At 26.2% G+C, this 13,694-nt stretch carries 14 protein-coding genes; 2 read left to right on the forward strand and 12 right to left on the reverse strand.

The window, feature by feature from the left end; translation table 11 throughout:
- Window positions 1-20: 20 nt before the first annotated feature.
- From ACOI1D_RS05805 to ACOI1D_RS05860, 12 genes are all read right to left on the reverse strand, one after another.
- Window positions 21-962, reverse strand: a complete 942-nt coding sequence (locus ACOI1D_RS05805) for a hypothetical protein (protein ID WP_422499968.1) — start codon at window positions 960-962, stop codon at window positions 21-23.
- A 78-nt stretch (window positions 963-1,040) separates the two neighbouring features.
- A complete protein-coding gene (locus tag ACOI1D_RS05810; RefSeq protein WP_422499970.1) occupies window positions 1,041-2,273 on the reverse strand; it encodes a hypothetical protein in 1,233 nt (410 codons plus the stop codon).
- A gap of 318 nt (window positions 2,274-2,591) precedes the next feature.
- A complete protein-coding gene (locus tag ACOI1D_RS05815) occupies window positions 2,592-3,206 on the reverse strand; it encodes a hypothetical protein (protein ID WP_422499972.1) in 615 nt (204 codons plus the stop codon).
- A 101-nt stretch (window positions 3,207-3,307) separates the two neighbouring features.
- Window positions 3,308-3,628 (reverse strand): hypothetical protein, encoded by a 321-nt coding sequence (locus ACOI1D_RS05820; protein WP_422499974.1) that lies wholly within the window; start codon window positions 3,626-3,628, stop codon window positions 3,308-3,310.
- A gap of 156 nt (window positions 3,629-3,784) precedes the next feature.
- Window positions 3,785-5,176 (reverse strand): GLUG motif-containing protein, encoded by a 1,392-nt coding sequence (locus ACOI1D_RS05825; protein ID WP_422499976.1) that lies wholly within the window; start codon window positions 5,174-5,176, stop codon window positions 3,785-3,787.
- Window positions 5,177-5,267: 91 nt separating this feature from the next.
- On the reverse strand, window positions 5,268-6,041 hold the full coding sequence (locus ACOI1D_RS05830; protein ID WP_422499978.1) for a hypothetical protein: 774 nt from the start codon (window positions 6,039-6,041) through the stop codon (window positions 5,268-5,270).
- 16 nt (window positions 6,042-6,057) lie between these two features.
- Complete coding sequence (locus ACOI1D_RS05835) at window positions 6,058-6,300, reverse strand: hypothetical protein (RefSeq protein ID WP_422499979.1); 243 nt, start codon at window positions 6,298-6,300, stop codon at window positions 6,058-6,060.
- Between the two features lie 35 nt (window positions 6,301-6,335).
- Window positions 6,336-6,503: a hypothetical protein gene (locus ACOI1D_RS05840; protein WP_422499980.1), complete on the reverse strand. Its 168-nt coding sequence runs from the start codon at window positions 6,501-6,503 to the stop codon at window positions 6,336-6,338.
- A gap of 150 nt (window positions 6,504-6,653) precedes the next feature.
- Window positions 6,654-7,067: a hypothetical protein gene (locus ACOI1D_RS05845; RefSeq protein ID WP_422499981.1), complete on the reverse strand. Its 414-nt coding sequence runs from the start codon at window positions 7,065-7,067 to the stop codon at window positions 6,654-6,656.
- Between the two features lie 67 nt (window positions 7,068-7,134).
- The gene (locus tag ACOI1D_RS05850) at window positions 7,135-8,238 is read right to left on the reverse strand and encodes a hypothetical protein (protein ID WP_422499983.1); all 1,104 of its coding nucleotides are present in this window, start codon (window positions 8,236-8,238) and stop codon (window positions 7,135-7,137) included.
- The gene (locus ACOI1D_RS05855) at window positions 8,231-8,926 is read right to left on the reverse strand and encodes a hypothetical protein (RefSeq protein WP_422499984.1); all 696 of its coding nucleotides are present in this window, start codon (window positions 8,924-8,926) and stop codon (window positions 8,231-8,233) included. The genes ACOI1D_RS05850 and ACOI1D_RS05855 overlap by 8 nt, the downstream gene beginning before the upstream one ends.
- Before the next feature lie 18 nt (window positions 8,927-8,944).
- Window positions 8,945-9,583, reverse strand: a complete 639-nt coding sequence (locus ACOI1D_RS05860) for a hypothetical protein (protein WP_422499985.1) — start codon at window positions 9,581-9,583, stop codon at window positions 8,945-8,947.
- A gap of 287 nt (window positions 9,584-9,870) precedes the next feature.
- Between ACOI1D_RS05860 and ACOI1D_RS05865 the strand changes: the two genes are divergently transcribed.
- Together ACOI1D_RS05865 and ACOI1D_RS05870 are read left to right on the forward strand one after the other, a co-directional pair.
- Entirely contained in the window at window positions 9,871-11,544 is a 1,674-nt protein-coding gene (locus ACOI1D_RS05865; protein WP_422499987.1) for a hypothetical protein, read from the forward strand.
- A 148-nt stretch (window positions 11,545-11,692) separates the two neighbouring features.
- Complete coding sequence (locus ACOI1D_RS05870; RefSeq protein WP_422499988.1) at window positions 11,693-13,546, forward strand: DNA primase family protein; 1,854 nt, start codon at window positions 11,693-11,695, stop codon at window positions 13,544-13,546.
- Window positions 13,547-13,694 lie beyond the last annotated feature (148 nt).

Here is a 13,694-nt window from a genome sequence, read left to right on the forward strand (position 1 = left end):
ATCCGTTCTAATAATTTATCTTACCATCTTACCTCAAATTTCCATCCATTCCATCCATTATAACTAGAAGCAAAATCAAAACTAACACCATTTGGGATATAGCTGAGATCTGGATTATCCTCTCCCCATTTATAAGGGATATTAATTTCATGATTCATTCCATCCAACAATTTTTTATAATTTGAAGGAATCCCCAAATAAATCATAGTTTGAGTTGCTAAATCTAAGGAGGAATCACTCATACTATAAAGTGAAAAAAATGTTTCAGAATTTGTATCATAAAAAATATGATACATTTTTCCATTTTTAAAAATTGAAAAACCATTATCGAATTGTTCAAATGTATAATTAGATCCATAAATACTTTTTATTTTATTAAAGTTATAATTAACCTTTCCTACACTACTAGGTTTATCTCGTTCAATCACAACTTCTTTTGGTTTTTCATAAGTTGGTTCTTCTTCTTTAGGTTGAATTATGCTTACTTGATCGGTATCTGAATCTACTGTTATTTTTTCACTTTTATTTCTTTCATCATCTTTAACCTCGTCTTCTTTGGTAACTTTATCCTCAGATTTTATTATTTCTTTCTCTACTATATCTTTATTATTTTCTTCTTCTTCTTCTTCTTTGTTTACTACAACTTCATGTTTATCGGTAATACTAGCTTCTTCAACTTTAATTACCTTTTTTTCTTTCTCTTTTTCTTCCCTTTCTTCTTTTACAACTTCATCCTTATTTTCAGTTGATACTACAGTTTCTTTTGTTTTTTCTTCCACTCCTGAAACGTTACTTTTAATCATTTTGAAATTTTCATTAAAACTCATTTCAGATGAATTTGAAATATCTTTTTCTGTTTCTTTTTCACTAGTAGCAGATTCTTCTTTTTTATCAGATAATAATGGTATGGTAATTAAAGTAACCAATATCACCAAACTAATCATACTTAGAATAACTTTCATCTTTCCCCTAATCATTATAAAACTCCCCTTTTATATTCTTTAACGTTTTTAGTCATATTTTTTAAATTCTATCTTTTCTCACCCCATTACAGTACCTACATTACCAATAACTGTTTTTATTTTCGTTTCACCAAATTCCTTTCTATAAAAACGAATTCCTTTCTCAAATTCATTATTCACTCTTTTAAAGTAAATCTCACTACCTTCTAACTCAAAAACTTCAAGCGGTATATATAATCCTTCATCTTTAATGTGTTTAACAACTTTTTCGACACCATTCAACCTAAAAATCCTTCCATCAAATTTAAATCGTTCACTTTCTTTATTAAATACATATACATTTTCACCAGTTTTATTTTTTCTTTCTTCAGGTATTAATCTAATTATGTTTTCATTTTCCTTATCTACAAAATACCCATAGTTAAGGGACATAAATAAAGGAAAGATTTTTACATATTTCACATTATCTATATTTTTAATTTCGTTTTTAGGTATAAAAATACCACTTTTAATTTTATTTTTATCTTTAATGTTATTTTTAAGTGTATTGATTAATATTTCTCTTTCAATTTCATTAATATCAGTCAATTCTTTATAATTCTTATCATAAACATCTTCTAATACATACAATGAAGCGAATTCCCTAGCAAAAATCTCTTTTCCTTTATAAAAATATTTATCTTTTTTATCCTTCAAAATAATATCTTCATGGTAATTTTTAAAATAATCAAGGTCTTTTATAAAACTTCTTGAAAACATAAAAGTATTGAAATCGCCTATATCCATTAATTCATAATCAAAAAAGTGTCCAAATTCATGTTGTAAGCTATTAAAGAATTCTTGATAACTTTGATTTGTACTTATTACGATATGTTTATTATTACTACTATAAAAACCTTGATTATAAACAGCTTTTCCATTATCATTACTTTCTTCAAAAATTTTTCCTTGATATATTTCAATAGTTAAACCTTCAAAAAAATCATCAGTTAAATTTAAATCACTTTTATATTTATATATCAAATAATGAATTGAATACAAAACAAAACCCTTATCAAGTGTTTGTGTTGTCTCTTCGTATTTAAAATCATAATTAGGTTTTTCTTCAAAATCAGTAAAATTTATGGTATATGGAAAAAGTTTTTCTTTACCTTCTACCTTTTTTTCTTCTACCTTTTTTACCTCTTCATCATTTACTTTTTCTATTTCATTCATTACAAAATCCTTTTCTTTTTTAGTAAAATCAACACCACACCCTACCAACATCACCATTACAAAAATTCCAACACTAATTAATAATATTTGTTTCATTTTCTTTCTCCCCTTTTATATTCTTTATTTTTTCTATCTATTACTATTATAGCTTTTTTTAAAAAAAATTCAGTAGTGTTAGTTGCACCATCCTTCTTTTAAAAATAAGACTTAATATTCCTGAACGCTGAGTTATTTTGTAATCCAAACTTTTGTTTCATTTTCATTTAATGTCATGATGAACCTTAACTTTAATAACATAAAAATTATGTTTACCAAAACACAATACATAATAATAAAATACCAACTAGTAGTTTTTTCATTTTTATCCCTCTTTTTTCTAAAAAGTAAAAGGATGGAAAAACCACCCTCTTCTCTTTACCAACTAATTTTTACCTCTTCATTTTTAATATCAAGTTCAAAAATAACTCCATCAGATTCAGAAGTTGCATTTCTTTTTAACCATTCTGAATGAGGGGGGTTATCCTCCCCACTAATTAGATCACTAATCATTTTATATATTTCTTTCTCACTTAAAGGTACACCTATCTCTGATAACACTTTTGAAGCATCTTTATAAGATGAATTATTAATAAGAAATCCATTATCACCTACATTAAAAAAATTCTTTCCAATAAACGTATTTTCACCATAAATATGTTCAAGATTTCTATTACCACGACCAGCAATTACAACACCATTAACGGTTGTTACTTTATATCTGTTATTTAAATCCTTATACAAATTAATTATTTTATATGGTTCAAAATTATCCGATTTTGAAAAGGACTTTTTAACTATAATTTGTTTTAACATAGACTGATTTTCAGATAACATATCCTCTTTTTGATTTAATTCTTTTCTAATTTCTTCTTTCACATTATCTATTTCATTCTCAATATAAATCTTTTCATTACTAGTAAAGATATTTCCACACCCCACCAACAACAACATCACAAAAATACAAACACCAATTAAGCAACCTTTTTTCACTTTCTTTCCCCCCTTTTTATATTCTTTATTTTTTTATTCCCACTACTATTATAGCTTTTTAAATTGAAATATTCACTAGCGTTAATAATACCATCCTAAATTTAAAAAATAAGACTTAATACTCCTGAACGTTTAGTGATTGTGCGATCCCAAACTTTCTTTTCATTTTTATTTATTAGAAAATCTAATCTAAAACCTCCATTAACCATATCCTGACTTCCTATCATTTCGTAAATAAATTTAGTTCCATAATACAGTTTCACATTTATGCAATCTCCACTATTATCTAATTCATAATGACTTATATCTTTTTTAATAAAAGTCCTATTTTCTCTATCTAAGTCTTTGAAATTACTAAAATTCTTAATTACTTCTTTGATTTCATTTCCAAATTCAATATCTTTTATTTTTTTTACAGTCATTTTAGCTAACCCCTTTTAGTAATTAAACCTATTTATTAGGTTTTTTATATTATAATACTATTATATCATATATTAAAAAGACTTATATTACAGAAATGTTACAGAAAGAACATTAAAAAAGAATGGATTTTTAAGTCCATTCTTTTAATATCCTAATTATTTAAGTGTAGGATAACCTACACTTTCTTCAATACTCCATACAGTATCAAAATTAAATCCTATGAAACTTGTTTTATTTTTCATTTGACTATCAGTTAAACCAGTTCCACCATCAGATGTTGATATTCCTGAAGTGGTTACATTCCAAAAAGAATTTGTTACAATTCCTCCATTTCTTCCGACTAACCCACCAGTAATCATCGTTCCACTTACTTTTCCATTTGCGTAAGAGGTAATTATACTACCATTATTTCTACCAATTAATCCTCCTCCGAACGAATCACCAGTAACGTTACCACTTACAAATGAATCTTTCACACTTCCACCATCATTCCAACCTACTATTCCACCAACGTTAAATTCTCCTATAACTTCTGTTTCTGTATGAATTTTTTCTATATATCCATTTAAAGTATTGAAACCAATTAAACCACCAACGTTTTCAACCCCTGAAATATTACCAGTTACGCTAGAATTTATTAAAGTTCCATCATTATATCCAACTAAACCACCTACGTTATTTATACTTCCATTAATTTTAACGTTATTTAAATTGACATTTTTCACTTCAGAACCAATAGTGGTTTTTCCGAAAAAACCTACATTGTCGGTTGTTTCATCTGTGATTGATAAACCATTAATTGAATATTTTTTCCCATCAAATATTCCTGAAAAGCCAATACTTTTCCCTATCGGATTCCATTCACCATAACTATTCAAATCAATATCATTCATTAACATGTAATTTCCACTTAAATCATTTCTAATTGCATCTAATTCACTAGCAGTAGTTATACATGTGTAACCTACATAACAGTTATTACTATCGGTTACGTTTACACTACTAACTACATACCAATCATCTTCTACGTTGCCTTGAATGTACTTCTTTACCTCATTTGAATCTAACTTTCTAACTTCAATCTTTAATTCACCACTACTTGCATTTACTATTATAGGTTTTATAAAATCATTTACTTTATCTAATATTTTAAAAGCAACACTTTTAGAAGTATCTAATTTTAATTGACCTATAATTAATTCACCATCTTGTTTTAACACTTCATTTTTAAAAACTAAATTCTCTATATTAGTACCATTCTTAACATGATATTCTAATACCTTCTTCACATCAGTTTTTATATCTGTTTCATAATTTGCTTCTACTGAATAGCTTTCCACACCTTCATGAACAGTTTGTTTAATTAAAGAAGATTGAAGTGTTTTAGCGTTTTTAACTACTGCAACATTCTTAGTGTTATCAATAAAAATAAAATAACTCATTGTGGCTATTGTCGATATAATTAACATAATCACCATAGCAATCCCTAATTCTGATAAACTAAATCCTTTTTCCTTTTTTATAACTTTATCTCTTTCTAAATACATAATTTATCTCCCCTTTTATATTCTCTATTATTTCTTTCTAATACTATTATAGCTTTTTTTTAATAAAAATTCAGTAGTGGTAATCAGAGCATTACTTATTTTTGAATTTTTCTAAATACCCATTATAGATTTTATTTAATTTATCAATAGATAAACTATCTTCATTTGTTTTATTTAAAAAATAAACTAAAAACTGATCATTCAATTCCATTCCATTTGTTTTCTTTTTAATATCCTGACTAACACTATATAAACTTTCTTTTTTCTTTATAAAATTAAAGTTTTTATCTATATGTAATAAACCTAATTCATAGCTCATAATAGCTTTCATATCTTCAGCAAAAAATTCACTATAGGAATTATTCCAAACATCACTATCTATATTTCCTTTTTCATCTTTTAATTTTCTATTTTCACCGTTTTTCCAATAACCACTTAATCTTCCCCCTCTCTCCTTTTCCCATTTTTTACGTTCATTATCACTCAACTCTTTTTCATAATAATGCCCTAATTCATGTAATAAAGTTTCTTTCCATTCCTTTTCTATAACCCCTGTTAAATTATAATCATTATGTATTTTTATTAGTGAAGTAAAAGGAATTTTATTTTCTTTTATAAAAAAACCCAATTCTGTTGTTCCTGAACTTTTATCTGAAATTTGAATGACTAATTTTCTATCAAACTCATACCCACTATTAATTAAATCATCCATTATTTCTTCAACTTCTTCTTTACTTACAATTTCATTTTCACCAAATACTATATAGTCATTTGAAAATATAATTTGAAAACCTATAAATAAAAATACCCCTAATCCTAATGCACCTATCCAAAATAATATAAAAATCCTTTTTATTTTCCCCAACATTAACAATCCCCTTTTATTTTAATTCAGATATATAATAATGATTATTCTCTATACTACCAAGCATTCTAACTAAATGATCATTAAATTCATTCATTATTATAATTTCAATTTTATTTCCATCCCCAATTTTTTTAACCTGAAATTTCCCCATTTTTTCTTCTATTCTTTTTCTTTTTTTTCTATCCATCTTTTTATAAAAAACATTAAAATTTATAATTTTTTCCTTTAAATCGTATAAATGCCTTCCTTCAAACATTCACAACATCTCCCTTTTTATATTCTTTAACTTTATTACTTTCTACTTAAATACCATTCATCTAATTCACTTTTATCTTCTTCAATTTTAGAAACTCCATTTTCATTATTTTCAACTCCACTATTTTCTTCATTATTGTTCATGAATCCAACCAAACATAATACAAACAATAAAACGACAACACCAATAATTACTTTTTTCATTTTACTAACCCCTTTTTATTATAAAACCTATATATTAGGTTTTTTATCTTATAATACTATTATAACATCTTTTTTAATTCGTTATATTACAGGAATGTTACAAAAGGATATTATAAAAAGATCATAAAAAAGAACGGATTTTAAGTCCGTTCAGATTAACCCACCTAATTCGCTTTTTGCTTTTTCCCTTTTTTCTCTAACCCTTTCTATTCCACTATCGTTACCTTCTGTATCTTTATTTGATTGTGAATCACCGATAACTACTAAACCTTGCCTTTTTAACTCTTCCACAAATTCTTTAGCTACCTCTTTATTATCTAAATAAGATACTCCTGAGTTGTTTTGACTAGGTTGTTGTAATTCTGTATCTTCCCCTGATATATCCCTCAAAATACCTTCTATAATGTATCTTTTAAAGGCTTTAGATAACTTGTAGTCTTTAGTTAATTCCTCTATTCTTTTTTTTACAATGTATTTATCACTTTCATTACCAGTTATTTCGATAACATCTTCTCCATATAATTTAAAATTAGCATGTTTTAATTCTTCTTTCTTTTTAGCCACATTCCTCACCTACCCTTTTTAGAAAGAAAACCCCTAGAACTAATCCTAAGAGTTTCCTATACAATCTTTATTTAGTTTTAACTTCTTCCTTTTCAAAAACATCACTATATAAATTTAATCCGAATTTATAAAAACCTAATGCATTCGCCATTTGATTATCTTCAGCAAGTATCATTTCATACCCTTCTTCTATAAATAATGGATAAAATGTTTTTGCACCACCACCAGTGAGGATAATCTCATCAAAACGATCCTGTTCTTTCCACTTACTATTCATAGCGTTTTTAATTATATCGTATTTTTCTTTAATAGATTTTTCTTTTACAAATTTGGTTTTGACATACTTCCGTTTAGATATTTTATAATCATCCATATCAAACTGCTTTTCTATATTTGAAAAGGGAATCACACTACCAGTTTCTACTCTAATGTGATCTACAATATCTTCGTATACACTAGACATTCCAGTATTCTCAGTAAAATTTCCTTCTTTTAATACTTTAAAAACGTCTAATTTTTGAATTACAGCTCCATCACTTGTATAAGTACCAATATCAAATGTTGCTATTGTATGTTCTTCATCATCTTTAGAAAAACCATTTTTATCAAAAAGTCGATTTAATACTGTTCCAATAGGTTGATGTAGGATATTTACCAGTTTTACTCTTGGTGTAAATAATTCACCTTTAGCCCTAATTTTAGGTGCATTTAAGAATGTTTGTTTTAAATCTTCCTCACTCTTACTTCCCTTATGAGTTGAAGGTACACCACTTACAATGTATAGTTCAACATCATTTTTATTTTTAACTCCTAATCTAGCTAAAGATTCATGCATAACCATACTTACAAAAGTTGAAAACTCTGTAGTATTATAGCGTTCTTTTCCACCTAAAAGACTTTCAAAATAAATGTTTTTTCCAATTTCCTTATCCCATAATAAAACGGTAGGATTAGGGTTGTTATCATTTACTAAATGGTATTGATTTTTTACAACTTCACTAATACCTAATTCTTCAAAACCAGCTTTACTTTCATAAACAAAACCTGAAGGCATTACAAACCTTTCAACTTCACCATTATAAGATAAAACTACTTTCACATATCCATTACCAATATCTAATCCTAATAATGCTTTATCTTTCACCTTAACACTCATCAAATCCTTACTCATTACCAACACTCTCCTCTTTATTTTTTTGAACCAAATACATAATGTCATTTGGATCCTTCTCTAACCAAACTTTTATATTTCTTTCTTTAATACCTTCCAAATCACCATTCTTATACTTTTCTAATTTATTTTTGGATAACTCCTGAAAACCCTTTATTCGATCCTCGTCTTTAAAATGAATCGTAAATTTATGAGTTTTAGTTCTCCATAACTCACTAACCAATTCTAATACATTATTAAATGTTTCTTCTAATGTATCATTCTCATTTATATGAAAGTTATATCTAATTCCAATTTTAGAAACTAATTCTTCCACATAATCATATAAATGTCTGTTCTTTTCTGACTTTTGAGTGGTTGATGTTTTAGTTAGTTGTGTTTTAAAATGCTCTTTGTAAACCTTTTCTTCTACATCAGCAACAGCACCAGTTTCACTTTTTCTTTCTTTAAAAACCCTCTCTTTTTGAAACTTATAATTGATTTTAATAAGATTTGCTATATTAATATTTCTATCTTGATTAAGTACGTGAACACCCATTTTAGCAAAAGTCTTTTGTAAAATTTCATAAACCTCAGTAACTTTCTTATTTGGAAAACTTTCATCCCTTACTTCTTTAGCTATTTCTAATAATTCTAAAGGTGGGACTTTTTTTAAACCACCCTTACTTAATTCGTTCTCTTTACCCATTTTCCTTCTCACCCTTCTTTACTTATTTAGTAATTCCGTTTTTAATTCTTCAATATAATTTTTACTCATGTAATACAAACTATCGTATTTTAAATCTAAATACATATTTTCATTTTCTTCTCTTAATTGTTTTGCTATTTCCCAAAACTCCCTAAAACGTCTTTCTTCTTTATTTAAATTTTCACCTAAGTACATAAAGATATGTAGCTGGTTATTCCCCTCACTATCTATAAAATCTAAAACAACCTCAGCATCACTATATATAGAATGTTTAGGTCTTAATTCTGAATAATTCGGGTAAATATAATGATTTAAAATAAACTCAAAATCCATTTTTTTATTAAATACTTCTTCTAAAATCGTTTTATAATCTATTATCTTATCTACACAAAAAGAATTTTTTTTGAAATTCCACGTTTTAGCATGACCATGATAACCAATAGATTGAAGGAATTTTGGTTCTAGGTAATATATATTTTCTTCCCCTTCACTTCTGTTACCATTCCTTCTCACTAAAGAGCCGTCTTTAACAAGTTTAGGGAGAATAACGTTTAAGGTGTTTTTTGATGCATCAGTTATTTCTCTCATTTGAGTTATATTAGCTGAACCAATATATTTTAATAGCTGGATTACCTTTTCACTAACACTCATTTTCATATTTCTTACCTCCTTTTTTATAATTATAAAAAACATTATCTATTTTTCATACTTATAACATCCTTATATGTATTATAGCATCTATAATTGTATTATTCAACACACTTAATGATACCATTTTATAAAATGAAAATCAATTAATTAGGTTTTTTAATTATGAAATTAATAATTATTTTATAAATGTATGGTGTATTTAACTATACTGAATAATGATATGAAAAATGCTATCATTATAGTAGAAGAAGAAAAGGAGAATTTTAGAAGTTAGTGTTAAATTAATCGTTAGGTTGGTTCGATTAACACAACTGAAGTTTTTTAAAAATCAAGCTATAATTAAGAGAGATAAAAAAGATAGAGAACATAAAAGGGGAGAATTAAAATTGAAGGAAAAAGAAAAAGTTTTGGATTATAGTGGTTCGTTTGGTGAAGAAGAACATAAAAAAAATGACTACTCAGGGGAGAGCAGTCAAAATAAAGAGTTGTTAGAATATAAAGTAGTTAATAAAGAAAATTTTAAAAGTGTTGGTAATGATGATAACACCATTATAGAAGAAGAGAATCAAATCAAGTCTGTTTATGATTTTTTTGAATTACTCTATCCTGATAATGTAAAGGGAGAAATCGGTATTTGGGATATTAAAAGTAAAAAAACACTTTTTATTGATGTTAGGGATAAAGAAAAAGTTGAAATATATGTAGATAAATTAGTGAATGAAGAAAAAGATGTTTATTTTAATGTATCCTTACAAAACAAGAATTTGGCTATTAAAAAGAGAATGAATAGTAAACAAATTAAAAGAAAGTTAATTGAAAGTATTTTCAAAAAAATATTCTTTGATGAATATAAAAAAGAAAAATTTTTAATGTTTGATTATGAAGAAGAAAAAGAATTACTGAATGAAAAAGGTAAAAAAATGACTAGGGAAAAAGAATTTGAATACCAAAAAAATTTTTTAAGTTTAGAAGAAAAAAGTAATATGATACAAAAAGTTGGTAAAAGGAATAAAGATTTAATTAAAAAACATTATGATGAACAAGCCAGTTATACAAGAGGATCATCATATACAACAGAAAGTAGTTTTGGAATTTGGTTAGATATTGATATTGATATAAAAGGACACCACAAACAAAATAGTAATCAATTTAGTAATTTTAAAGATGCTTACACGTTTATTATGGAGTTAGATATTAAACCTACCCTAATCATAAAAAGTGGTGGAGGTTATCATATTTATTATGTATTGGAAAAGGTTGTTACCTATAAAAGTGATGAGGAAAGAAAAAACTTTGAAGATTTAGTAAAAAAGGTAGTTTTAAGTATTAGAAAAAATGCTGAAAAAAATAATGGTGAAGGATCTATTGATACTACATTTGATTTAGCTAGACTACTGAGAATACCTTTCACTAAAAACTTTAAGGATTCAAATAACCCAAAAAATGTAGAAATTGTTTATCAATCAAATAAAAGATATACGATTAGTGAATTTAAAGATTTTATTATTGACGATATAGATAAAACAGTATCTAAACCAAGAAAAGAAATAAAAGTTACTAATAAAGAGAAGAAAAGTTTTAAAATGAAAATTGGTAATGAAATAATTGAATACATATCTAATCCTTCAAAGGATACACTTGCTAACGCAGAATTAATGTATAAAGGTTGTGCTTTTATAAAACATTGTGTAGATAATCCAAATGATATTAGTTATGGTGAATGGTTAGCTATGTTGCAAACAGTTATTGTTTGTGAAAACGGTGAGGATTATGCTCATAAATGGAGTGAAGGGTATTCCGATTATGATGAATATGAAACCGATATGATGGTTGATAGTATAAGTCATTTAAAACCAGTTACACACGATAGAATTATAAATGAATTAGGATTTAATGAATGTAGTGATAGTAAGTGTGGTGAATTTCACTCCCCTATCGCTTTAGGGTATAAGAAGAATCACAAATAAATAGATGACAGTAGCGTTCCTCCTGATATTTAAAAGGAACGCTTGATGGTCTAATTATGGCTACTGAAATTACGAAGAAAAAAAGCTATAATGGTTATAGAGAGAAAAAGTTGTAGAATATAAAAAGGTAAAAAAAGGGGAAATTAAAATGAAGGAGAACGAAAGAAAAGACGAGCTATTAGAAGAAGAATATGAAGAGGTTAATGAATACTTAGATGAAGAAGAATATGAATACTTAGATGAAGAAGAATATGAGGAATATGATGAATATGAGGAGGATGAAGAGGAATTATTTGAGGAATATTTAATGATTGATTGTGATGCAGATACTTCAATAAAAATAATAAATGAAAAAATTAAAGAATTTAAAAATAATAATGATGATGATAATAAAAATGACGAAAGTATGATAGTTAATCCTTTTGTTTTCGCACATATTATTAATATTGAAAAAAATAAAAATAAATATATTGAAGTGAAACGTTTTCTAAAAGAAATATCATCCCTAAGTGGTATTGGAATAACCGAATTAAAAAATGAATATAAAAAAAGCATCGAAAAAGATATAAATAATTTTCAAATTGAAAGATATATCAATGAAGATCCCGATTCCTCTTTTCGTTTTTATAGTAGGGATGATAATGGAAAATTAACTTTTAGAGAAGGTTTGGTTGGTGAAGAAATTTTAGAAGAAGAAAATTTTTTACATGAAGATGGAAATATATATGTTTATATGGATGGATTTTATCAACTAAAATCAAAAGAACGTATTGATTACTTAATTAAAGAAAAATTAGGGGTACTTGAATATAAAAAACATAGACATGATAGTGTTAGAAGTTATGTACTATCTGATATTAAAAAAACAAATAATGATGTAGCAAATGAAAAACAAAGTAGAATGCTTCAAAGATTTATCAATATGAAAAATGGATTATTAGATTGGGAAAAAATGGAGTTGGTACCACATAACCCAAATTTGTATTCAAAAAACCAATTACCAATAGAATTTAATAAAAAAGCAAATAAAGATTTTGCAAATACTTTTTTGAAACAAGTATTACCAAAGGATTCAGTTTCAACCATTGAGGAATATCTTGGATATTCTTTAACCACAAAAATGAATGAACAAGTTGCTCTTATGTTGACTGGAAATGGTTCTAATGGTAAGTCTGTTTTTTTAGAATTTGTAGGAAATATGATAGGTCTTAATAATGTATCTTCTATATCTTTAAAAGAATTTGATGATGATAAATTTAAAAGAGCTAATTTAAAAGATAAATTATTGAATATAGGTGCTGATATTAGTGCAAAACGATTAGATGAAACTGAAATTTTTAAGAAGATGGTTAGTGGAGATAGAATGAGTGGAGAATTTAAAGGAAAAGATGCTTTTTCTTTCTTCCCTTATGCTAAACATATGTATTCAGCAAATAATTTACCAAGCACTATTGAGGCAGATGACGCTTTTTTTAGACGTTGGATGATAGTTCCTTTTGGAGCTAATTTTAAAGGTAAAGAAGATTCTAAAATTTTCAATAAAATAAAGAAAGAAGAGAATTTGGAAGGGTTATTTTTAATAGCTTTAGAAGGATTAAAAAGACTTGAAAAACAGGGACATTTTAGTGAATCTAAGACTATGGAAAAAATGTTAGAAATTTATAAAGATGATAATAGACCTATAAAAAGATTCATTGAAGAAAAATGTACTATATTTATGGATGAAAAAGAGATAAAAGAAAATTATGTGGAAGCAAACGATTTATTTAAGGAATATAAAGATTGGTGTGAAGAAATGAATATGGGTAGTAAAAAGTATACAAATTTCTTTAAAGAAATGTATCGTGACTTACCTGAACTTAAAGATAGAAAAAAACAAAAAAGGATAGGAAATGAAAAACCAGCTATTCTTGAAGGGTTAATTTTAGGTTTTCCTGAAAATGAAGAAGAAAATAATAACAATGATGTTATTAATAATGTTGTAAAAATGAATATTAAATAAAACAAAAAAGGGTATTTCTTTATGAAATATTCTTTTTTTGTGTTTTATTGTTTTTCAAAAAGTGTCTTACCTTGAAAAAAGTAACCTAAGACATTTGTTTTCTAAGAAAACCTTATATAGCAAGAGGTTTAAAGGTTTTTATTTTTAT

Origin of the sequence: Virgibacillus sp. DJP39 (assembly GCF_049310925.1) — a bacterium.
Lineage (GTDB): Bacteria > Bacillota > Bacilli > Bacillales > Amphibacillaceae > Virgibacillus_F.